Here is a 19,875-nt window from a genome sequence, read left to right on the forward strand (position 1 = left end):
CGCGGCCCGACGCAAAGAAGGCGGGTGACTTGCATCACCCGCCCCTTCTTTTACAGAGCATCAAAAATTCAGCGTCAGAGCGTCTGGAGAAGGTCCAGCGAAGGATCGCCCGTCGCCGCACGCCCGATGCTGGACTGGTAGGCGGCAATCGCCTTGCGGCTGTTCGGTCCGATCACGCCATCCGCGCCATCGGTGTCGAACCCCTTGGCGGTCAGCCGCTGTTGCAGTTGAACGCGCTGGTCTTTGGTCAGCCCGTACTTGTCGGGCGGAAAACTTGCGCGGATCGGACCGCCACCCGCAATCCGGTCGGCCAGATGACCGACCCCGATCGCGTAGCTGTCGGAGTTGTTGTACCGCTTGATGACGTTGAAGTTGGATGTGACATTGAAGGACGGCCCGCCCGGCTGGGGCCGAAGCGTGCGGCCCGCCGGTGCGCCGTTGCCGACCTCGCCGCCCCAGCGAACACCGCGCGTCCAGCCGTTGCGCTGCAGGTAGGCAGCGGTAGAGGCCAGCGAATCCGTCGGGTCATCCGACCAGATGTCACGCCGCCCGTCGCCGGTGAAATCGACGGCGAAGGCTTCGTAGGAGGTCGGGATGAACTGCGTATGCCCCATCGCCCCCGCCCAGGAGCCGGTCATGTTCTGCGCCGAGATGTCGCCGTTCTGGATGATCTTCAGCGCCGCCAGCAGCTGTTTTTCAAAAAACGCGCCCCGCCGTCCGTCGAAGGCCAGTGTCGAGGTAGACGAGATCACCGGAACATTGCCGCGCCGCTCGCCGAAGAAACTCTCAAGACCCCAGATCGCGGTGACGATCTCGGGGGCGACGCCATAGCGGCTTTCGATGGCGCCGAGGGTGCTGCGGTGCCGCGCGTAGGCAGCCCGCCCCTTGGACACCCGTTCGTCCGAGGCGGCGATGGCCAGGTAATCCTCCAGCGTGCGGGAAAATTCCGTCTGGTTGCGGTCGCGCTTGACCACGCCGGGCAGATAGCCGGTGCCGCGGAACGCAGCGTTGAGTGTGGAGGCCGAGATGCCCTGCCCCGCGGCCCTGTCGCGAAACGACGCGACCCAGGCGTCATAGGCGCCGTTGGGCACCGGGCGCAAATCGTCCGGCAGGCTGGCGGTGCCGCCGCTGCCCGCGACCGGCCCCAGCGCCCCGCCACCGGTCGTACAGGCCGCCAGCCCCAGCGCGCCCAGCCCAAAGGTGAAATTTCTGCGTGTCGATCTCATGGTACTGCCGCGTTTCTCGGATTTTTGCGGATGGTAGCCCAAGAAAAACCCCGCGCAAAGCGGGGTTCTGAAGCATGTGCGGCTTTACGCTGCTGCGGGCATCAATCGGGAAACGACCCGAACAGCGGCACGGTCGACATCGACATCTTGGCTGAGCCGTTCTGCACGTCACGCGCGTGGCTGATATAGATCAGGGTCTGGTTCGCCTCGTCGAAGATCCGCTTGACCCGCAGCGTCTTGAAGATGATCGAGCGGCGTTCGCTGAACACGTCCTCGCCCTCGTCGCCCCGGTCGATATCCCCGATCTCGATCGGTCCGGTCTGGCGGCACGAGATGGAAGAGTTCGACGGATCCTCGAACCAATTGCCCTTTTGCAGCCGGTCGATCAGCCCCCGTTCGAAATAGGCCAGGTGACAGGTCACGCCCTTCACCTCGGGGTCGGCGACCGCCTCGACCACGATATCGTTGCCCAGCCAGTCGACATCCACATTGCCGACGGTTTCGGCGCGCATGGGTCCGGTCGATGACAGGCAGAGGGCGATGGCGGGCAGGACGTGCGTGATCTTCATCTCGGCAAACGCGATGCGCGGCAAAAGGTTCCCGGACGACGGTTGAGAAAATGTCCGAAAAAATGCCGATTGCGTGAGCGGGGCTTGCCCCGGCCCGCATGGGAACATATCAAGAACACATGGCAAAATTGAGTCTACAGGAAAAGCTGGCATTGCTCAGCGATGCGGCGAAATACGACGCCTCCTGCGCGTCGTCCGGAACCACGCGCAAAAACAGCCGCGATGGCAGTGGCCTGGGCAGCACCGAAGGTTCCGGCATCTGTCATGCCTACGCGCCGGACGGACGCTGCATCAGCCTGCTCAAGATCCTGATGACGAACTTTTGCATCTACGATTGCGCCTATTGCATCAACCGCGTCAGCAGCAACGTGGACCGCGCGCGGTTCTCGGTCGAGGAGGTTGTGCACCTCACCACCGAGTTCTACCGCCGCAACTATATCGAAGGGCTGTTCCTGTCGTCGGGCATCATCAAATCGCCGGATGACACGATGGCCGACATGGTGCGCATCGCCCGCGAATTGCGCCACACCCATCACTTCCGCGGCTATATTCACCTCAAGACGATTCCCGATGCCTCCCCCGAACTGATCGAGCAGGCAGGCCTGCTGGCCGATCGGCTGTCGATGAACATCGAACTGCCGACCGATGCGGGCATCAAGGCTTACGCGCCCGAGAAGAACCCCGATGGCATCCGCGCGGCGATGGGCAAGGTCCAACTGCGCAAGCTGGCGGCGAAGGAGACCACCCACAGGGGCCGCAAGCCCGCGAAGTTCGCCCCCGCCGGGCAATCCACGCAGCTGATCGTCGGCGCGGACGGGGCCAACGACGCAACCATCCTGCAAAGCTCTACCCGGCTTTACAGTTCCTACAAGCTCAAGCGGGTGTATTATTCGGCCTTCTCGCCGATCCCGGACAGGTCCAGCACGCTGCCGCTGATCAAGCCGCCCCTGATGCGCGAGCACCGCCTGTACCAGGCCGACTGGCTGCTGCGGTTCTATGGCTTCGACGCACAGGAAATTGCCGGGGCGGATGGGATGCTGGACCTGCACATCGACCCGAAACTTGCCTGGGCGCTGGCCAACCGCCATGCTTTTCCGGTGGATGTGAACCGCGCCAACCGCGAGGCGTTGCTGCGGGTGCCGGGGTTCGGCACCAAATCGGTGGCGCGCATCCTGTCGGCGCGGCGCAGCGGGGCGCTTGGCTATGACGACCTGCGCCGCATCGGGGCGCTGGTCAGCAAGGCAAAGCCCTTTATCACCGCCCGTGACTGGTCGCCCGGATCAATGACGGACGCCGCCAACCTGCGCGCGCGCTTCGCCCCCCCGCCCGAGCAACTGTCGCTGCTGTGAGCCATGTGGTGCGCCTGCCCCGGCTGGGCACCTTCGACGCCTGGCGCACCGCAGCCCGTGCGCTGGCCAGCAACGGCGTGCCCGCGGAACGGGTGATCTGGACGATGGAGGACACGGCACCGGGCCTCTTCGAAGAGACCGCCTGCCCCCTGCCCGCGCCGAAACCGATCACCGTGCCCAAAGCCTTTCCGCCGCTGGCGAAGCTGCTGTGTGCCAGCCGTGCCGACGGGGCCGTCGATCTTGCCTACCGGCTGCTGTTGCGCTGCCAGGACACGCCGCGTCTGCTGACCAACCGCGCCGATGCGCAAGTCGCCCGCGCGGAAGAACTCGGCAAGAACATCCGCCGTGACATGCACAAGATGAAGGCCTTTGTCCGGTTTCGCGACGTGACGCCGAAGGGCGCGAACCGCCGCAAGTTCCTGTCGTGGTTCGAACCCGACCACCGGATCGAAGAGCTGATGACCGGCTTTTTCGCGCGCCGTTTCGGGGATATGGACTGGATTATCGTGACACCTGAAGTCACCATGCGTTTCGATGGCGAGGTCAGCCTGCAGGCTGTCGCCTCTGACAGGCCCGATCTTTCCGATGACATGGAAACGCTCTGGCAGACCTACTACGCCAACATTTTCAATCCCGCCCGGCTCAAGATCAAGGCGATGACCGCCGAGATGCCCCGCAAATATTGGAAGAACCTGCCCGAGGCGGACCTGATCCCCGGGCTGATCGCCAAGGCGGAGGCGCGGGCGCGCGGGATGGCAGAGGCCGCGCCGACCCTTCCCCCGGACCGCGCGGCGGCGATCACCGACCGGCTGCGTCAGGGGCTGGCTCCACCACCCGACGGTACAACCCTGGGGGGCTGTACCCGCTGTCCACTGGCGCAGCATGCCACACAGGCCGTGCCGGGCGAAGGGCCGCGGGATGCCGCGCTGATGATCGTCGGAGAACAACCCGGCGACATGGAGGATCTGTCGGGCCGCCCCTTCGTCGGTCCGGCCGGGCAGGCCTTTGACCGGATTGCGGCAGAGGCCGGTCTGGACCGCCGCGCGGCCTATGTCACCAACGCGGTCAAGCACTTCAAATTCACCCCGCGCGGCAAGCGTCGCATCCACCAAAGCCCGAATGCCGACGAGGTAAGCCACTGCCGCTGGTGGCTGGCCCGAGAGCTGGAGACAGTGCAGCCTGCGCTTGTTCTGGCCCTTGGGGCGACTGCCGCTTCGGCGCTGACCGGCGATGGCGCCAACATCACGCGGCGGCGCGGCAGCATTGAGCGCGGCCTGCACGGCGGCCCGGTCTTTATCACCACGCACCCTGCCTTCCTCCTGCGGCAAAGCACCGACTTGGGCCGTGAGAGCCAAGAGGCGCTGTACCGCCGCGACCTGGAGCAGGTTGCGCAGATGATGGCACAGGTGGTCAGGTCGCACGATGTCGAGGCGTGAACAGGCAGGCGTAATCGGTTCTGAAAACAATGCCGCCTGAAAGGCCAGCAACCAGCGCATTTATCGCCAGCCGGATTTTGCAAGTAATATCAAAATCATGAAAGCAGGCGTAGATGAAGGCAGTTTGATCCGCACCGAAAATCTTGCGGACTGCCCCAAGAAGTTCACCCTATGCGTGAACGGGTAAATTTATTTCTTTTTAGGGGCTTAAGTGGCGGACCGAGGAGGATTCGAACCCCCGACCCCCTGATTCGTAGTCAGGTACTCTATCCAGCTGAGCTATCGGTCCACTGTCGGGCGGTTTAGTTGTGCGCGGCGGAGTTTGCAAGCCCCAGTTTTGACCTGAACCGGATTTCCTGATCCGCCTCAGATGGCGGTACCGCCCTTGGGCAGGCAAACAGAGAAACAGGTGCCCGAAGCGTCGCTGTCAACAAGGGTCAATTGTCCGCCGTGGCCCCGTACCAACTCCGCCGCGATGGCAAGGCCCAGGCCCGACCCGTCCTTGCGGGTACCCCCTTGAAAGGGCTTGTAAAGATGGGTCAGCGCCCTCGGCGGCAAACCGGGGCCGGTGTCGGAGACCTCGATGTTCCAGCTGCTTTCGGTCTCGGAGGCGCGCAGCACGATCTCGCCGCCCTTGCCCGTCCCTGCCAGCGCCTGCCGCGCGTTTCGCGTCAGGTTGCCGAGAACCCTGTAGAGTTGTTCGGGGTCGGCCCGCACCTTGAGGCCGGGGGCAACTTCGGCCCGCAGGGTAATCGGCTGATCCTGCACCGCCAGGCGCTCGTTCTCGATCACTTCGTCCACCAGTTCCGCCAGCGGCACCATGGTCAGGGTCGGGCCAGGCTCTTCGGCCTTGCCGAAGGCCAGGGTGCTTTCGCACAGGTGGACCGCGCGGGTGATCGAGCCCACCAGCTTGGGCGCCAGCCGTTTGACGGCCGGATCTTCGGAGGTCTCGATCCGGTCCGTGAACAGCTGCGCGGTACTCAGAATGTTGCGCAGGTCGTGACTGATCTTGCTGACAGCACCGCCGAGCTGGGCCAGCCTGTCCTTCTGCTTGAGCGCCTGGGTCAGTTCCGTCTGCAGCGTGCGCAGCGCCACTTCGGCCTCGCGCAGCTCGGTCACGCCGGCCTCGGGTTCGATGATGCGGCGCGCGTCCTCGGGCGCCTCGGCGTAGCTTCGAATATGATCCACAACGCGCTTCACGGGTTTCAGGAACATGGCCCGGATGGTCAGGAACAGCAGGGTCGCGGTGATCGCGGAAATCACGGCCGAGAGCAGCAGGATACGCACGCCATAGTCGATCATCGCCATGCGCATCGGCGCGGTTTCCATCGTGATCTCGATCAGCAGCCCCGCGTCGCGGACCGGCGCGCCGATCACGCGAATGACCTCGTTCTCGGGCTTGCCCAGCCGCAACAGCGCATCCCTGATCAGCGTCATCGCGGTGGCCCGGCGCAGATCGTAGGTCTGTGAAATCGCCTGCGGCATCTTGGAGGACAGCATCAGCTGGCGCACCGCGTCCCGGCGCAACACCACGTTGAAGACTTCGGCATTCTCCAGAAGCTCCGCCTCCAGTTCCGGGTCGAGCATGTCATCGGCCAGAAGCGCCAACGAGGCGATCTGCGCCCGTTCCAGCCGCTGCAGCATGTAGTCCTCGCGGAACCGGGCGATGGAGGGGACGAAAATCAACACCTCGGCCAGCATGACGAAGACGGTGGTCAGGATCAGCAGGCGTCCGGACAGGGAGTTCATCATGCCAGACCTACCCCCACGGGACGGCGGGCGGGCTGTCGCGCATCGGCGCGCAGGCCCCCGTTGTCACGGCAAGAATCGCTGAACAAGGCGCACCACCCACTTAACAAGACCGCTGTCGAACAGGCGCGGGCTGAAATAGGCCCCCGCCACACGTTTGTTGACTTCACCGATTGTCGGATAGGGCGCAACCATACCTGCAATCTGGCTCATTTTCATGTTGTTGGCCAGCGCCAGCGCCCAAAGGCCGATCAGTTCCCCCGCCTGATGCCCCACGACAGAGGCGCCCACCGGCCTGCCCCTGACGATCATGACCTTGATAAACCCTTTGGCCCTGCGCTCCGCCAGCGCGCGGTCGTTGTGTTCATAATGGAACCGGACCACCTCCAGCCTGTCGCCGTGCTTTTCCCGCGCCTCGGCTTCTGTCAGCCCGACCTGCGCCAGTTCCGGGTCGGTATAGGTCGCCCAGGGGATATGGGATGTCTTTGCCCTGGACGGCAGGCCGAACAATATGGATCGGATGATCACCCCGGCGTGGTAGCCCGCCACATGGGTGAATTGCAGCCCGCCTGCCACGTCGCCGATGGCATAGACCCTGCGGTTGGTGGTGCGCAGCGATGCATCGACCTTGATCCCGTTGGCGGCTGCCTCGATCCCCGCCTTGTCGAGGTCCAGCTTGTCGGTGTTCGCCTTGCGCCCCACGGCGATCAGCAGGTGGGAGCCTTTGAAAATCCGCCCATCCTCGGTCTCAACCTCTATCTTGCCCGCCGTGCCGCGCACTTCTGCGGCGGTGGTGTTCTCCTCGATCACCACGCCCTCTTCGCGCAGGCTGTCCAGCACGACGCGGGCGGTTTCCGGGTCATCCTTGCCCAGCGCCCTCGTCCCTTCGATCACAGTGACCGTGCAGCCCAGACGCAGATGGGCCTGGGCCATTTCCATACCGATGGGGCCACCGCCGATGATCAGCAGATGTTCCGGCTTCTCGCGCAGGGCAAACAGCGTTTCGTTGGTCTCATACGGCACCTGGTCGAGCCCCGAAATGGGCGGCACCAGCGGCGATGACCCCGTGGCGATCACGATGCGGCGCGCCTTGATCACCGTATCGCCCGCCTGCACTTCATCGCGGGAAATAAAGCGCCCGACCTCGCGGATCACCTTGACGCCCAGCCCTTCAAAGCGTTCCTGGCTGTCCACCGGGGCAATCTGCGCGATCACATCGGCGACATGATCCTTGGCGGCGGCGTAATCCACAGCACCGGGGGCGTTGGCCACGCCATATTTTGCAGCGTGACGCTGCGCATGGGCCGACTTGCCGCTGGCGATCAGCGCCTTTGAGGGCACGCAACCGTAATTCAGGCAATCGCCGCCCATTTCATGGCCTTCCAGCAGAACCACATCGGCCCCCATCTGGACCGCGCCGGCCGCGACCGACAACCCGCCAGAGCCCGCGCCGATCACAAGGATATCCGTCTTGATCCGGTTCATTTTATCACTTCTTTCCGGCCAGTAGCCCATTTGATTCCGACCGGCAGCAGCGACAGGGCGCACAGACCGAGGATGGGCAACAAGATATGCGGCTCGAAGATGATGCCAAGGTCCGGCGTCCCGCCACGCTCGAAAACCGCCCCCAGGCCCGCACCGACAGAGGTGTAGACCACCGCCCCCGGCACGATCCCGAAAAAGGTGGAGATCACGAAGCGATGGAGCGGCACCGCCAGGAACGCCGGGATCAGGTTGGCGACGAAGAAGGGAACCGCCGGCACCAGCCGGATCAAGAACAGCATCGACCATTGATTTTCGTCCAGACCCTTGCGGATCTTCGACACCAGCCCCTCTGACGCGTCCATCCGCGCTCTGAGCGTTTCGCCCAGGCCCATGCGCGCCGCGAGAAAGATCAGCGTTGCCCCGATGGTCGCCGCCGTCACGTTGAAGGTCGCGCCCAGGGCCGTGCCGAACAGGAATCCCCCGGTCAGGGTCGCTACGGTCGCGCCGGGCAGGGAAAAGGCCACGATGACCACGTAGGCCAACATGAACAGGACCGCGGTTGACGGATAATGCGCGTCGCGAAAGTCGATCAGCGCGGCGCGGTTGTCGCGCAGCGCATCGAAACTGAGGTAGTCGCGCAGTGTGACGGCCCCGATCACCGCCACCAGGGCAATGGCGATCAGCGGCACAAACCGCAGCCAGGCGGACCCTGTCGAATTCTTGTCGGTCATATCGGTCCTATCCAGATTGCGGAAGCGACGCGTGGCGTCCGCCGCTTGAAAGATGATACGAAACAGCGCCCGCGCCCAGCCCGATCACGCGGCATTGAACCATGGTGTGCATTTGCCCCGTTTCACTCGACAGATCGACGGGAATTGAAATAATCGGCGATCCTGGTGCGAAAATTGTTGCAAAGCGGGGGAAAACCCGATGGCAGGGTTTGACTTGCCCCCCTATCCTGACTAGAGAGCGGGTCTGAATTGACGTGACGGGCCGAATCTGCGCCCCGCATGACCTATTGGAGATCGACGCATGAAACGCACCTATCAACCTTCGAACCTTGTCCGCAAGCGTCGTCACGGTTTTCGTGCGCGCATGGCCACCAAGGCGGGCCGCAAGATCATCAACGCACGCCGTGCCCAGGGCAGGAAGTCGCTGAGCGCGTAATTCGCGCCGCGTCTTGCACTGAATGACACCGCCGGAGGCCCCCGTGGACGGCAGCATCGCCTGTCCGGGGACAAATCCTCCGGCGGTTTCTTTGCGCCTGGAAACTCTTGCCAAGCGGACCGATTTCCTGCGTGCCGCCCGGGCGAAGCATGTGGCGATGCCCGGTTTCGTCGTTCAGATGCGCAGACGAACACCGGACGAGACGCCGGACGCGGATCTGGTGCGTGTCGGGTTCACCTGCTCCAAGAAGGTCGGCAATGCCGTGGCCCGGAACCGGGCCAAGCGGCGGCTGAGGGAAATTGCACGCCTTACCCTGCCGCAACTGGGCCAACCGGGGTGCGACTACGTGCTGATCGGGCGGCGCGGAGCAACGGCCACGCTGCCCTTTTCGCAGATGCAGACCGATCTGGACCGCGCGCTGACCCGCCTGCACAGGTCTGCCGAATGAGCGCGCTCGCCCGCCTGCTGGCGCTTCCGGTGAGGGGGTATCGACTGGTTTTCAGCCCCTGGGTCGGCTTCAACTGCCGCTATCAGCCAACCTGTAGCGCCTATGCGCTGGAGGCGTTGGAAATCCATGGGGGCCTCAGGGGCGGCTGGCTGGCGCTGCGCCGGATCGGGCGGTGTCATCCGCTGGGCGGCAGCGGCTACGATCCGGTCCCGCCGCGGCAAAGCGATGGGTCGTCCTGAGACGGAACGACGGTCACGCGTTCTGACGATTAATACCTGCCTTATGCTTGCCACTTCGCATGTCGGTTAAGCCCCATACCGGGGCATAGAGCATCAGCCATCCTCAAGCTCGGCGGGCGACGGTCCTTTCCCGGCCAGCAGTGCCGCGTAGACATGTCATTTTTGACATGTCTACATTTGCACATGGCAAGGACGAGGCGGTTGTGATGACGAGGCGGTGGTGATGACGAGGCGGTGGTGATCCACTACGCCTTCTCCGCGTTCCCACCGACCGGCCACCAAATGCAGACAGCGCCCGGTAGACATGTCAAAAATGACATGTCTACATTTCTGCGGCATCGTCGCAGATCGGGATCTGAGGCGTATGGTCGGCCTTGCCCTTCCACACCGACTTGCGAGCGATCCGTTCTCCCCTCATGCCAACAGAACCGCATCTCCATTGGTGACTATCCGTGTTGGCATCGCCTCTGCCGCCGTGCCCGCCACCGTCAGCGCCACGTCGCGAAAGAACAGGTCGTCCTCGAAGTAGAACCGGTGCGATATCTGCGCCCCCTTCTGCGGAAAGGCCGCGTATCGCCGGGTCGCATCCACATCCACCTGGTCGGCAGCGACCAGATCAGGCAGCCCCTTGCGTCCCGCCCGACTGCGCCCGCCATTGATGAAGTCCCCCGAGAGTTGCAGGACCGCATCATCGGCATTGTAATAATTCGTCAGCCGTCTGGCGCGGCGGTCCATCACCAGGCTCCCCCAGGCCCCTTGCCGCATCCACTCCACGTCCACATCCGCCGCCGCGAACATCACCTGGTCCACACCCCATTTCCGCGCCCCCGGTGCATCGCCGACACCTGAAAACCCGCGCAGGGCCAGGTAGGCACCCATCGAATGCGCCAGCAGATGCAGCGTGAACCTCGGCGTCTCGTTCAGAAACAGCCCGATCACCTCTGTCACCAGATAGGGTGCCACCTTCTTTGCATCGTTGCGGTCTGAATCATACGCCAGCACATTGCCGTCGCTGGGCCAGTCAAAGCCCACCACCGCCCCACGGTAGCCATGCCGCCGCAACCCTTGCTCCAGCGCCGTCTGCCTTTGCAGCATCGTCGATTGGGAGGTATTGAAGCCGTGCACGTAAAGCAGGATCTCGCGGCTGTCCGCCGCGCGCAACACCTCGCGGTGCCAGTCCGCCCGGGAAATGATCCCGCCCTTGCTCACCGGTCCGTCGCCACCTGTCATGAGAACGTATCGCGTGAGGGCGGCGGCGTTGTTGGTAAAGCGATGGGTCTGCGCATTGTAGGTGCGCCGGGTCGCGAACAGCGTCATATCTTAAATTCCTTTTTGAATGGGTTCTGCAATATGCGCGCAGGATAGCACAAATTCGCCCTTTGCGCGAAACCCGTCCGGGCCGGCGCATCGCGTCCTTGATCGAACGAGGGCGATGGATTACTGCGACGGCATGCTCGACGAAACCGAAGAAATCCACGCGCTGTTCCGGGGTGCGCCCCGGACGACGGAGTTCAAGAAGCTCCGCAAGCGGATTGTGCGCGCCACCCGCGAGGCGATTGAACAATACGGCATGATCGCACCCGATGCACATGCCCCCGACGCCCCCCGCGCGCGCTGGCTGGTCTGCCTGTCGGGCGGCAAGGACAGTTATACCCTGCTGGCGGTCCTGCACGAGCTGCAATGGCGCGGTCTGCTGCCGGTGGACATCCTGGCCTGCAACCTGGATCAGGGACAACCGGGGTTTCCGGCGACGGTGCTGCCCGCCTTTCTGGAAAAGATGGGCGTGCCACACCGGATCGAGTATCAGGACACCTACTCCATCGTCGTGGACAAGGTGCCCGCGAACCGGACCTTCTGCGCGCTATGTTCGCGGCTGCGGCGCGGGCACCTCTACAGGATCGCCCGCGAGGAGGGGTGTTCGGCGGTGGTGCTGGGCCACCATCGGGACGATATACTCGAAACCTTCTTCATGAACCTGTTCCACGGCGGGCGCCTGGCCACCATGCCGCCCAAACTGGTGAACGAGGAGGGCGATCTTTTCGTCTATCGCCCGCTGGCTCATGTGGCCGAGGCGGATTGCGAGAAATTCAGCGCCGCGATGAACTATCCGATCATCCCCTGCGATCTCTGCGGGTCGCAGGACGGGTTGCAGCGCCAGCAGGTCAAGCAGATTCTCGACGGCTGGGAACGCAACAGTCCCGGCCGTCGGCAGGTGATGTTCCGGGCCCTGATGAACGCCCGTCCCTCGCACCTGCTGGATCCAAAACTCTTTGATTTCGCGGGCCTTTCCCTTGATCCGCAAAACTTTACATAAATACCTGCCGTTTTCCCCGATCCTGTTAACCCTCGCCTGACACAAGGCGGGTTAGGCTTCCGATGATATGGCCTAACCCACCAATGGCGGAGGATGACCGATGGCGCACAAGCCGCCCGGTACACTGGAAACATGGCAATCGCAGCTGACAGCGGTGCTGGATGGGCCGGGCTGGCTGCTGATCCTGCCCGCGCTGACGCTGGGCATCTACGCCACTGCCGGGGAAACCGGTCTGATCGGACTGTGTCTGGCGCTGCCGGTGCTCTACCTCGGCGTCGGTCGGCGATTGCGCGCCGCCGACGCCGCCGACGCGCGGACTGGCCTGATCCTTGACCGGCCCGCCTTTGCCGAAGCGGTCGAAGGTTGCCTGAATCGTGCGCGGCTCGAAAACCGGCAGGCCGCCGTTTATGTCATCGCGCTGGACAGTTTCGATGCATTGTCCGACCAGCACGGGCAGGACGCCGCCGACAAGGTGGTCCGCCGCACCGGTGAACGACTGCTCGCTGTTCTGCGCGATTCCGATATCGTGGCGCAGCTGGGTGATACACGCTTCGGCATCTGCACCGCCCCCGTGCAGCATCTGGACCTGGAAACCTGCATCCAACTGGCCGCGCGGCTGCAGACCGCCATCGAAGAACCGGTCGCCGTCGACGGCATCAACGTCTATGTTTCGGCCAGCATCGGATTTTGTCAACGGGCCCGCGCCCCCGGCAGCGGGGCCGAGGATTGGATGCGCGCCGCCTTCAACGCCCTGCGCGAGGCCCAAAGCCGGGGACCCTCGGCGATCCGGGCATTTTCGGACCAGATGCGCATCGCCATCGAAACCCGCGACGAGATCCGCGATGAAGTGGTGCAGGCGGTCGAGTCCGGACAGATTCAGCCATGGTTCCAGCCGCAGATTTCGACCGACACAGGCGCGGTAACGGGGTTCGAGGCGCTGGCCCGCTGGCACCATCCGCGGCGCGGCGTCCTGCTGCCGCAGGAGTTCCTCCCCGCCGTCGAAAGCGCGGGCCTGCTGGACCGGCTGACCGAGGTCATGATGTACCACACTTTCGCCGCGCTCAAGGCCTGGGACAGTGCGGACCTGAACGTGCCGCAAGTGGGCGTGAACTTCACCAGCGCCGAGCTGCGCAACCCCCGCCTGACCGACAAGGTGAAATGGGAGCTGGACCGCTTCGACCTCGCGCCAGAGCGGCTTGCGGTGGAAATTCTGGAAACCGTGGTTGCAGGTGTCACGGACGATCTGATCACCCGAAACGTCAATGCCCTGAGTGCGATGGGCTGTCGGATCGACCTGGACGATTTCGGCACTGGCCATGCCGCGATCACCTCGATCCGGCGGCTATCCGTCAGCCGTATCAAGATCGACCGTTCCTTCGTGATGAAGTCCGACCGCGACCCCGAACAGCAGCGCATGATCAGTGCCATCCTGACCATGGCCGAGCGGTTGGAAGTCGAAACTCTGGCGGAAGGAGTGGAGACAGTAGGCGAACACGTTCTGCTGGCGCAACTGGGCTGCGACCACGTGCAGGGCTACGGGATCGGGCGGCCGATGCCGTTCGACCAGACGCTGGACTGGATCAAACGCCACGCGGCCAAGCTTGAGAACACCCCCAGGATCATGGACGGCAAGCGCCGCTGACGCCGTCCCGGATCAGGCGCGCGCCGCCCGGACACAGGCCTGCCGCGCGCCGCGTCGGATCATTGCGCACCGCCGGAGTTTCCCCGAATCCGCTTGACCTCTGGTGCTCAACTCTGTTCAACCCACCCAGATCGAAAGCATCCCGAAGGTGGCGGTCCCCATGGACGAACAGAACAAGAATCTCATCCTCGCGACGGCGCTCAGCTTTATCGTGATCCTTGCATGGTTCGTGCTGTTCCCGCCCCCTGAGCCTGAGACCGCGGTGGATGGGTCCGCCCCCACGGCTGAGCAAAGCACCGCGGGCGCCCCGCCCGTGGCCCCGGCGGATACCGCCACCGCCCCCGTCACGGAAAGCGGCGATGCCGTATCACTGGCCGATGCACCCCGTGTGAACATCGAAACACCGCGGCTGACCGGCTCCATCTCCTTGATCGGGGGGCGGGTCGACGACCTGAAGCTCAAGGACTACCGCACCACGCTGGCGGACGATGCGCCCATCGTGACACTGCTGTCGCCGCAGGGCACGAACGATGCCTACTATGCCCTTCAGGGCTGGGCCGCAGGCAGCGGGCTGGATCCCGCCGCCGTCCCCGGACCGGACACGGAATGGACCCTGACCGAAGGCGATACATTGGGCGTGGATTCCCCCGTGACCCTGACCTGGGACAACGGCGCGGGCCAGATCTTTACCCGCACGATCTCGGTCGACGACAACTACATGTTCACCCTGGGCCAGAGCGTCGTCAACAACGGCGAGGCGCCGGTGAACCTCGCCCCCTACGGCATGATCGTACAGCATACCCAGCCCGACGACCTGGAGAATTTCTTCATCCTCCACGAGGGCGCGGTCTCCATCGCGAACGGCGAACTGATCGAAACAGACTGGGATGACATCGCGGAATCCGAAACCAATGCCCGGTGGGGCCGCCAGGCCATCGTCAACGAGGGCGTCACCAACGGCTGGATCGGCTTTACCGACCATTTCTGGCAGGCGATCCTGATCCCTGACCAGGGCGAACCCTTTGACGAGGCACTGACCTACGACGCCCGGTCGGATGTCTACCGCGCGATCACCCGCCAGCCCACGCAGACCGTGGCCGCCGGCGGTCAGGCCAGCATGACGACCCAGCTTTTCGCCGGGGCCAAGGAATGGGCCATCCTGCGCAGCTACGAGGACGCCGGGGTGCCGAAGTTCATCGACAGCATCGACTGGGGCTGGTTCTTTTTCCTGACCAAACCGATCTTTTGGCTGCTGCACGAGCTGAACAAGCTGATCGGCAACATGGGCATCGCCATCATCGGCCTGACCCTGCTGATCAAGGCGATCCTGTTCCCGCTGGCCTACAAGTCCTACGTCTCCATGGCCAAGATGAAAGAACTGCAGCCGCAGATGGAGAAGCTGAAGAAAGATGCAGGCGACGACCGCCAGAAGCTTCAGCAGGGCATGATGGAGCTGTACCGCAAGGAAAAGGTGAACCCGGCTGCGGGCTGTCTTCCGATCCTGCTGCAAATCCCGATCTTCTTTTCGCTCTACAAGGTGATTTTCGTAACCATCGAGCTGCGCCACGCGCCCTTCTTCGGACCGTTCCAGGACCTCAGTGCGCCTGACCCGACCTCGCTGTTCAACTTCTACGGGCTTTTGCCCTGGGCCGCGCCCGAGGCGGGCACGATCATGGCGCTGGTCTTTATCGGCGTCCTGCCGCTGCTGCTGGGCATTTCCATGTGGCTTCAGCAAAAGCTGAACCCGGCGCCCACCGATCCCACGCAACAGATGATCTTTGCCTGGATGCCCTGGGTGTTCATGTTCATGCTGGGCAGCTTTGCCAGTGGCCTGGTGGTATACTGGATCGCGAACAACACGATCACCTTCACCCAGCAGTATCTGATCATGCGCAGCCAGGGGTACAAGCCGGACCTGATGGGCAACATCATGGGCACGTTCAAACGCAAACCCAAGCCGGACGCAAAGAAATGACCACGGTCACACAGCTCTTCCGTCACCCTTTGAAAAGTCACGGACGCGAAGAGCTGCAGACCGTGGCCCTGACCGCCGGTCAGGCGATGCCCTATGACCGGCTCTGGGCTGTGGCGCATGACCACTCCAAGGCGGATGGGTCGGAATGGGCGAAATGCGTGAATTTCAGCATCGGCACCAAGGCCCCCAAACTGGCCGCGATCAATGCCGTTCTGCACCCGGATGGCGAAACCCTGACATTGACCCACCCGGACCGGCCCGATCTGAGCTTCCGTCCCGACAGCGAGGGCGCGCGGCTGATCGAATGGGTGCAGCCGCTGGTGCCCGAGGACCGGGCGCAACCCGACCGCATCCTGCGGCTGACAGGCCGCGGTTTCACCGACACCGACTATGCCTCGGTCAGCCTTTGCAACATGGCCTCGCATCGCGCGGTCGAAGGAAAGGCGGGCACCGACCTGTCGAACCTGCGCTGGCGCGGCAACATCTGGTTCGACACCGGCCTGCCCTGGGACGAACTGGACTGGATCGGCAAGGACGTGACCGTCGGCGGCGCGGTGCTGCGGGTACGCGAACCGATCCGGCGCTGCCTGCATACGGCTGCCAACCCCGCGACCGGGGAACGCGACGTGGACACGCTGGGCCTTCTCAACACCTGGGACCATCAGGATTTCGGCGTCTACGCCGAGGTGATCCGCTCGGGTCCCGTGGCGACGGGCGACAAGGTGGAGCTGACCTGATGCAACTGCCCTTCCCCGTCGCAGAGGACCCCGACACCCAGACGCTTGAAAAGGGCCGGTTGCTGTTCGCGGGCGAGACTGTCTTTGTGAAAGGCGTGGTCGCCATGGACGGGCTGCCGCCCGCCGACCGGATGGAGGTATGTTTTGCCGGGCGGTCAAACGTAGGCAAATCGACGTTGATCAACGCGCTGACCGGGACCAAGGCGCTTGCGCGGGCGTCGAACACACCGGGCCGCACGCAGGAGATCAACTATTTCACTGCCGGTGACGGTCACTACCTCGTCGATCTGCCCGGCTATGGCTATGCCAACGCCCCCCTGCCGGTGGTGGAAAAATGGCAGCGCCTGCTGAAGCAGTACCTCGGCGGCCGCCAGACCCTGCGCAGGGCCTTTGTGCTGATCGACGCGCGCCACGGGGTCAAGAAGGTCGACGACGAGATCCTGTCGCTGCTGGACAGTGCCGCCGTGACCTTTCAGGTCGTCCTGACCAAGGCCGACAAGGTCAAGGAAAAGGACCGCGCAAAGGTGCTGGACCAGGTGCGCGGGGCGCTGTCGAAACACCCCGCGGCCTATCCCGAAATCGTCGTCACCTCTTCGGAAAAGGGCTGGGGCATCCCCACGCTTCGTGCCATCATCGCGACGCTGGAATAGCTCCGCCACCGATCCCGGAAATACAAGGCATGAGAAAACAAGACATGAATCGCGACTGGATCGCCACCGCCAAGACCCTCAGCCAGGCTTTGCCCTACATGCAACGCTACGCCGATGCGACCGTTGTGATCAAACTTGGCGGTCACGCCATGGGCAGCGACGAGGCGATGGATGAATTCGCCCGCGATGTGACGCTGATGCGCCAGGTCGGGGTGAACCCGGTGATCGTCCACGGCGGCGGTCCGATGATCAATGCCATGCTGGACCGGCTGAACATCCAGTCCGAATTCGTGGACGGCAAACGGGTCACAGATGCGGCGACCATGGAAGTGGTCGAGATGGTCCTGTCCGGCCTGGTAAATGCCCGCATCGTGCAGGCCATTTCCGAACAGGGCGGGCGCGCTGTGGGCCTTTCCGGTAAGGATTCCGGCCTGATCGTCTGCGAACACGAAGACCCGCGCCTGGGGCTCGTGGGGCGGCCCACCCGCGTGAACCCCCGCATTCTGCGCGACATGGCGGACAAGGGGATCATCCCGGTGATCGCACCGCTGGGCATGGGCGACGGGGGCGAGACCTTTAACATAAACGGCGACACCGCCGCCGGTGCCATCGCCGCAGCACTCAAGGCCGACCGGCTGTTGCTGCTGACGGATGTGGCCGGGGTCAAGAACGCCGAAGGCGAGGTCCTGACCGAACTGACCGCCGCGCAAATCCGCGAGATGGTCGTGGACGGCACCATCGCGGGCGGCATGATCCCCAAGACCGAGACTGCGCTTGAGGCACTGGAGGGCGGCGTGCGGGCTGCCGTGATCCTGGACGGTCGCGCGCCAAATGCCTGCCTCCTGGAGCTGTTCACCGAACACGGTGCGGGCAGCATCATCCGGCAGGGATGAACCTGTCCGCGCTTCAGGACGGCGCGCGGGAAAGGTCGCTGAGCATCCTGGGCGGCTTCCACCCCGTACCTTCAGATGATGTGCCGCGGGCCTCCGAGACGATCCTGCTGCTGGGCCCCGACGAACCGGCCTTCTGGCCCGCGTTCCGCAACAGCCCGGAGGCGGAAGACGGTGGCGCCGACCCCATGGACCGCTGGTCGCGCCGGGTGATTGGCGGCTGGGCCGAGACACTGGGCGCGCGGGCGCTTTTTCCCTTTGGCGGCCCGCCGTTCCTGCCCTTTTACAGCTGGGCGCTGCGCAGCGGGCGGGTGCATGCCTCTCCGGTACAGTTCCTTGTGCACGACACCGCGGGGATGATGGTGTCCTTCCGGGGGGCATTGGCCCTGACGGAACGGATTGCCCTGCCTGAGCCGCCGCCCGCACCTTGCGACACCTGCGTCGAAAGGCCCTGTGTCACCGCCTGCCCGGTGGGCGCGCTGACGCCAGCGGGGTACGATGTGCCCGCGTGCAAATCCTACCTCGATACGCCTGCCGGGTCCGCTTGCCTGACTGGCGGCTGCCGCGTGCGCACCGCCTGCCCCGTCTCGCACCGCTTCGGGCGGCTGGCGGCGCAATCCGAATACCACATGCGCCAGTTCAAAGGGGCCTGACATGAAACGCCTGATCCTGATGCGTCACGCGAAATCCGACTGGTCGGGCGCAAGCCTGAACGACCATGATCGCAGCCTGAACGCGCGGGGGCGCAGCAGCGCGCACGCCTTGGGCGACTGGCTGCGGCAGGAGGGTCTGATCCCGGACGAGGTGCTGTGCTCCTCGGCCACGCGCACCCGCGAGACGCTGACCCTCCTGGCCCTGCCCGAGGGGATAGAGACGTCCTTTGCCCGCAAGCTCTACCTCGCGTCCATGGACGAGATTCTGGTGCAGTTGCAGCGGGCGCAGGGCGACACGGTGCTGGTGTTGGGCCACAACCCCGGCATCGGGATGTGCGCGGATGCAATCGTGACCGCACCGCCCGATCACCCGCAGTTCATGGCCTATCCCACCGGCGCCACCCTGGTCGCCGATTTCGAGATCGACGACTGGTCCGCCGTCGGCTGGCACAGGGGAAAGTCCGCACATTTTGTCGTGCCACGGGAGCTTTGACAAAAAAGGCGCCCGCAGATGCGGACGCCTTCGACCTGCCTGCCTGCGGGTCTGTCTCTGAGAGCCTGATCCTAGTGCCCCAGGATCTGACTGAGGAACAGCTGTGTCCGGGGCGACTGCGGATTGTTGAAGAACTCTTCCGGTTCGTTCTGCTCCACGATCTGGCCCTGATCCATAAAGATCACGCGGTTCGCCACCTGACGGGCAAAACCCATCTCGTGCGTCACGCACAGCATGGTCATGCCCTCCTCGGCCAGCTCGATCATCGTGTCCAGGACCTCCTTGATCATCTCGGGGTCCAGCGCCGACGTCGGCTCATCGAAAAGCATGATCCGGGGCCGCATGCACAAGGACCGCGCGATGGCGACGCGCTGCTGCTGGCCGCCCGACAACTGGCCGGGGTATTTGTCCGCCTGGTCGGGGATCTTGACCTTTTCGAGGAAATGCATCGCCGTTTCCTCGGCCTCTTTCTTGGGCGTCTTGCGCACCCAGATCGGCGCCAGCGTGCAGTTTTCAAGGATGGTCAGATGCGGGAAAAGGTTGAAGTGCTGAAAACACATCCCCACCTCCGACCGGATCTTGTCGATGTTCTTGAGGTCCGAGGACAGCACAGTGCCGTCCACTTCGATCCGGCCCTTCTGGTGTTCCTCCAGCGCGTTGATACAGCGGATCAGCGTGGACTTGCCCGACCCCGAGGGGCCGCAGATGACGATCCTTTCACCGCGATAGACCGTCAGGTCGATGTCGCGCAGCACATGGAACGTCCCGTACCACTTGTTCATGTTCTGGATCGAGATCGCGACCTCGTCCGACACTTTCATTTGCGTTGCAGTGGCCATGTCTCAGCCCTTTC

The 19,875-nt window shown here is 64.0% G+C and carries 20 protein-coding genes and 1 tRNA gene; 13 read left to right on the plus strand and 8 right to left on the minus strand.

The window, feature by feature from the left end; all coding sequences use genetic code 11:
- Positions 1–74: 74 nt before the first annotated feature.
- Positions 75–1,226, minus strand: coding sequence for a lytic murein transglycosylase (locus tag FIU94_RS02675; RefSeq protein WP_152464313.1), 1,152 nt, complete (start codon positions 1,224–1,226; stop codon positions 75–77).
- Between the two features lie 101 nt (positions 1,227–1,327).
- Positions 1,328–1,738 carry a CreA family protein gene (locus FIU94_RS02680; protein WP_254702642.1) on the minus strand — a complete coding sequence of 137 codons (411 nt, stop codon included), beginning with the start codon at positions 1,736–1,738 and terminating at the stop codon, positions 1,328–1,330.
- Between the two features lie 176 nt (positions 1,739–1,914).
- Here FIU94_RS02680 and FIU94_RS02685 point away from each other — a divergent pair, with 176 nt between their 5' ends.
- Positions 1,915–3,144 (plus strand): putative DNA modification/repair radical SAM protein, encoded by a 1,230-nt coding sequence (locus FIU94_RS02685; RefSeq protein WP_152464314.1) that lies wholly within the window; start codon positions 1,915–1,917, stop codon positions 3,142–3,144.
- On the plus strand, positions 3,141–4,580 hold the full coding sequence (locus FIU94_RS02690) for a UdgX family uracil-DNA binding protein (protein ID WP_254702598.1): 1,440 nt from the start codon (positions 3,141–3,143) through the stop codon (positions 4,578–4,580). The genes FIU94_RS02685 and FIU94_RS02690 overlap by 4 nt, the downstream gene beginning before the upstream one ends.
- Positions 4,581–4,792: 212 nt before the next feature.
- Here FIU94_RS02690 and FIU94_RS02695 read toward each other — a convergent pair.
- The 4 genes from FIU94_RS02695 to FIU94_RS02710 form a co-directional block, all read right to left on the minus strand.
- Positions 4,793–4,869 (minus strand) — tRNA-Arg (locus FIU94_RS02695).
- Positions 4,870–4,946: 77 nt separating this feature from the next.
- The gene (locus FIU94_RS02700; RefSeq protein WP_152464315.1) at positions 4,947–6,332 is read right to left on the minus strand and encodes a HAMP domain-containing sensor histidine kinase; all 1,386 of its coding nucleotides are present in this window, start codon (positions 6,330–6,332) and stop codon (positions 4,947–4,949) included.
- Between the two features lie 63 nt (positions 6,333–6,395).
- Positions 6,396–7,814 carry an NAD(P)/FAD-dependent oxidoreductase gene (locus tag FIU94_RS02705; protein ID WP_152464316.1) on the minus strand — a complete coding sequence of 473 codons (1,419 nt, stop codon included), beginning with the start codon at positions 7,812–7,814 and terminating at the stop codon, positions 6,396–6,398.
- Entirely contained in the window at positions 7,811–8,545 is a 735-nt protein-coding gene (locus FIU94_RS02710; protein WP_152464317.1) for a TVP38/TMEM64 family protein, read from the minus strand. The genes FIU94_RS02705 and FIU94_RS02710 overlap by 4 nt, the downstream gene beginning before the upstream one ends.
- Positions 8,546–8,846: 301 nt before the next feature.
- Between FIU94_RS02710 and rpmH the strand changes: the two genes are divergently transcribed.
- Genes rpmH through yidD form a run of 3 tightly spaced genes read left to right on the plus strand, consistent with a single transcriptional unit; the run spans position 8,847 to position 9,668 of the window.
- On the plus strand, positions 8,847–8,981 hold the full coding sequence (rpmH, locus tag FIU94_RS02715) for a 50S ribosomal protein L34 (RefSeq protein WP_037911188.1): 135 nt from the start codon (positions 8,847–8,849) through the stop codon (positions 8,979–8,981).
- Positions 8,982–9,003: 22 nt separating this feature from the next.
- Positions 9,004–9,429, plus strand: coding sequence for a ribonuclease P protein component (gene rnpA / locus FIU94_RS02720; RefSeq protein ID WP_152464318.1), 426 nt, complete (start codon positions 9,004–9,006; stop codon positions 9,427–9,429).
- Positions 9,426–9,668: a membrane protein insertion efficiency factor YidD gene (gene yidD, locus FIU94_RS02725; protein WP_152464319.1), complete on the plus strand. Its 243-nt coding sequence runs from the start codon at positions 9,426–9,428 to the stop codon at positions 9,666–9,668. Before rnpA ends, yidD begins: the two co-directional genes overlap by 4 nt.
- A 414-nt stretch (positions 9,669–10,082) precedes the next feature.
- On the opposite strand, the gene FIU94_RS02730 is transcribed toward yidD, so the two are convergent.
- Positions 10,083–10,985 (minus strand): alpha/beta fold hydrolase, encoded by a 903-nt coding sequence (locus FIU94_RS02730; RefSeq protein WP_152464320.1) that lies wholly within the window; start codon positions 10,983–10,985, stop codon positions 10,083–10,085.
- A 133-nt stretch (positions 10,986–11,118) separates the two neighbouring features.
- Between FIU94_RS02730 and ttcA the strand changes: the two genes are divergently transcribed.
- The 8 genes from ttcA (at position 11,119) to FIU94_RS02770 (ending at position 19,022) form a co-directional block, all read left to right on the plus strand.
- Positions 11,119–11,982, plus strand: coding sequence for a tRNA 2-thiocytidine(32) synthetase TtcA (gene ttcA / locus FIU94_RS02735; RefSeq protein ID WP_152466928.1), 864 nt, complete (start codon positions 11,119–11,121; stop codon positions 11,980–11,982).
- 100 nt (positions 11,983–12,082) lie between these two features.
- Positions 12,083–13,624 carry a bifunctional diguanylate cyclase/phosphodiesterase gene (locus tag FIU94_RS02740; RefSeq protein WP_152464321.1) on the plus strand — a complete coding sequence of 514 codons (1,542 nt, stop codon included), beginning with the start codon at positions 12,083–12,085 and terminating at the stop codon, positions 13,622–13,624.
- Positions 13,625–13,784: 160 nt separating this feature from the next.
- On the plus strand, positions 13,785–15,599 hold the full coding sequence (gene yidC / locus FIU94_RS02745; RefSeq protein ID WP_152464322.1) for a membrane protein insertase YidC: 1,815 nt from the start codon (positions 13,785–13,787) through the stop codon (positions 15,597–15,599).
- Positions 15,596–16,336 carry an MOSC domain-containing protein gene (locus tag FIU94_RS02750; protein ID WP_152464323.1) on the plus strand — a complete coding sequence of 247 codons (741 nt, stop codon included), beginning with the start codon at positions 15,596–15,598 and terminating at the stop codon, positions 16,334–16,336. The genes yidC and FIU94_RS02750 overlap by 4 nt, the downstream gene beginning before the upstream one ends.
- A complete protein-coding gene (gene yihA / locus FIU94_RS02755; protein WP_152464324.1) occupies positions 16,336–16,986 on the plus strand; it encodes a ribosome biogenesis GTP-binding protein YihA/YsxC in 651 nt (216 codons plus the stop codon). Before FIU94_RS02750 ends, yihA begins: the two co-directional genes overlap by 1 nt.
- A 29-nt stretch (positions 16,987–17,015) precedes the next feature.
- Entirely contained in the window at positions 17,016–17,879 is an 864-nt protein-coding gene (gene argB, locus FIU94_RS02760) for an acetylglutamate kinase (RefSeq protein WP_172975833.1), read from the plus strand.
- Positions 17,876–18,529 carry a ferredoxin gene (locus FIU94_RS02765; RefSeq protein WP_152464325.1) on the plus strand — a complete coding sequence of 218 codons (654 nt, stop codon included), beginning with the start codon at positions 17,876–17,878 and terminating at the stop codon, positions 18,527–18,529. Before argB ends, FIU94_RS02765 begins: the two co-directional genes overlap by 4 nt.
- A 1-nt stretch (position 18,530) precedes the next feature.
- Positions 18,531–19,022, plus strand: coding sequence for a histidine phosphatase family protein (locus FIU94_RS02770; protein ID WP_152464326.1), 492 nt, complete (start codon positions 18,531–18,533; stop codon positions 19,020–19,022).
- A gap of 71 nt (positions 19,023–19,093) precedes the next feature.
- Here the strand turns inward: FIU94_RS02770 and FIU94_RS02775 are convergent, their stop codons facing one another.
- A complete protein-coding gene (locus FIU94_RS02775; RefSeq protein ID WP_071969891.1) occupies positions 19,094–19,861 on the minus strand; it encodes an amino acid ABC transporter ATP-binding protein in 768 nt (255 codons plus the stop codon).
- Positions 19,862–19,875: the final 14 nt, after the last annotated feature.

Origin of the sequence: Sulfitobacter sp. THAF37 (genome assembly GCF_009363555.1) — a bacterium.
In the GTDB taxonomy this organism is placed as follows: Bacteria; Pseudomonadota; Alphaproteobacteria; order Rhodobacterales; family Rhodobacteraceae; genus Sulfitobacter.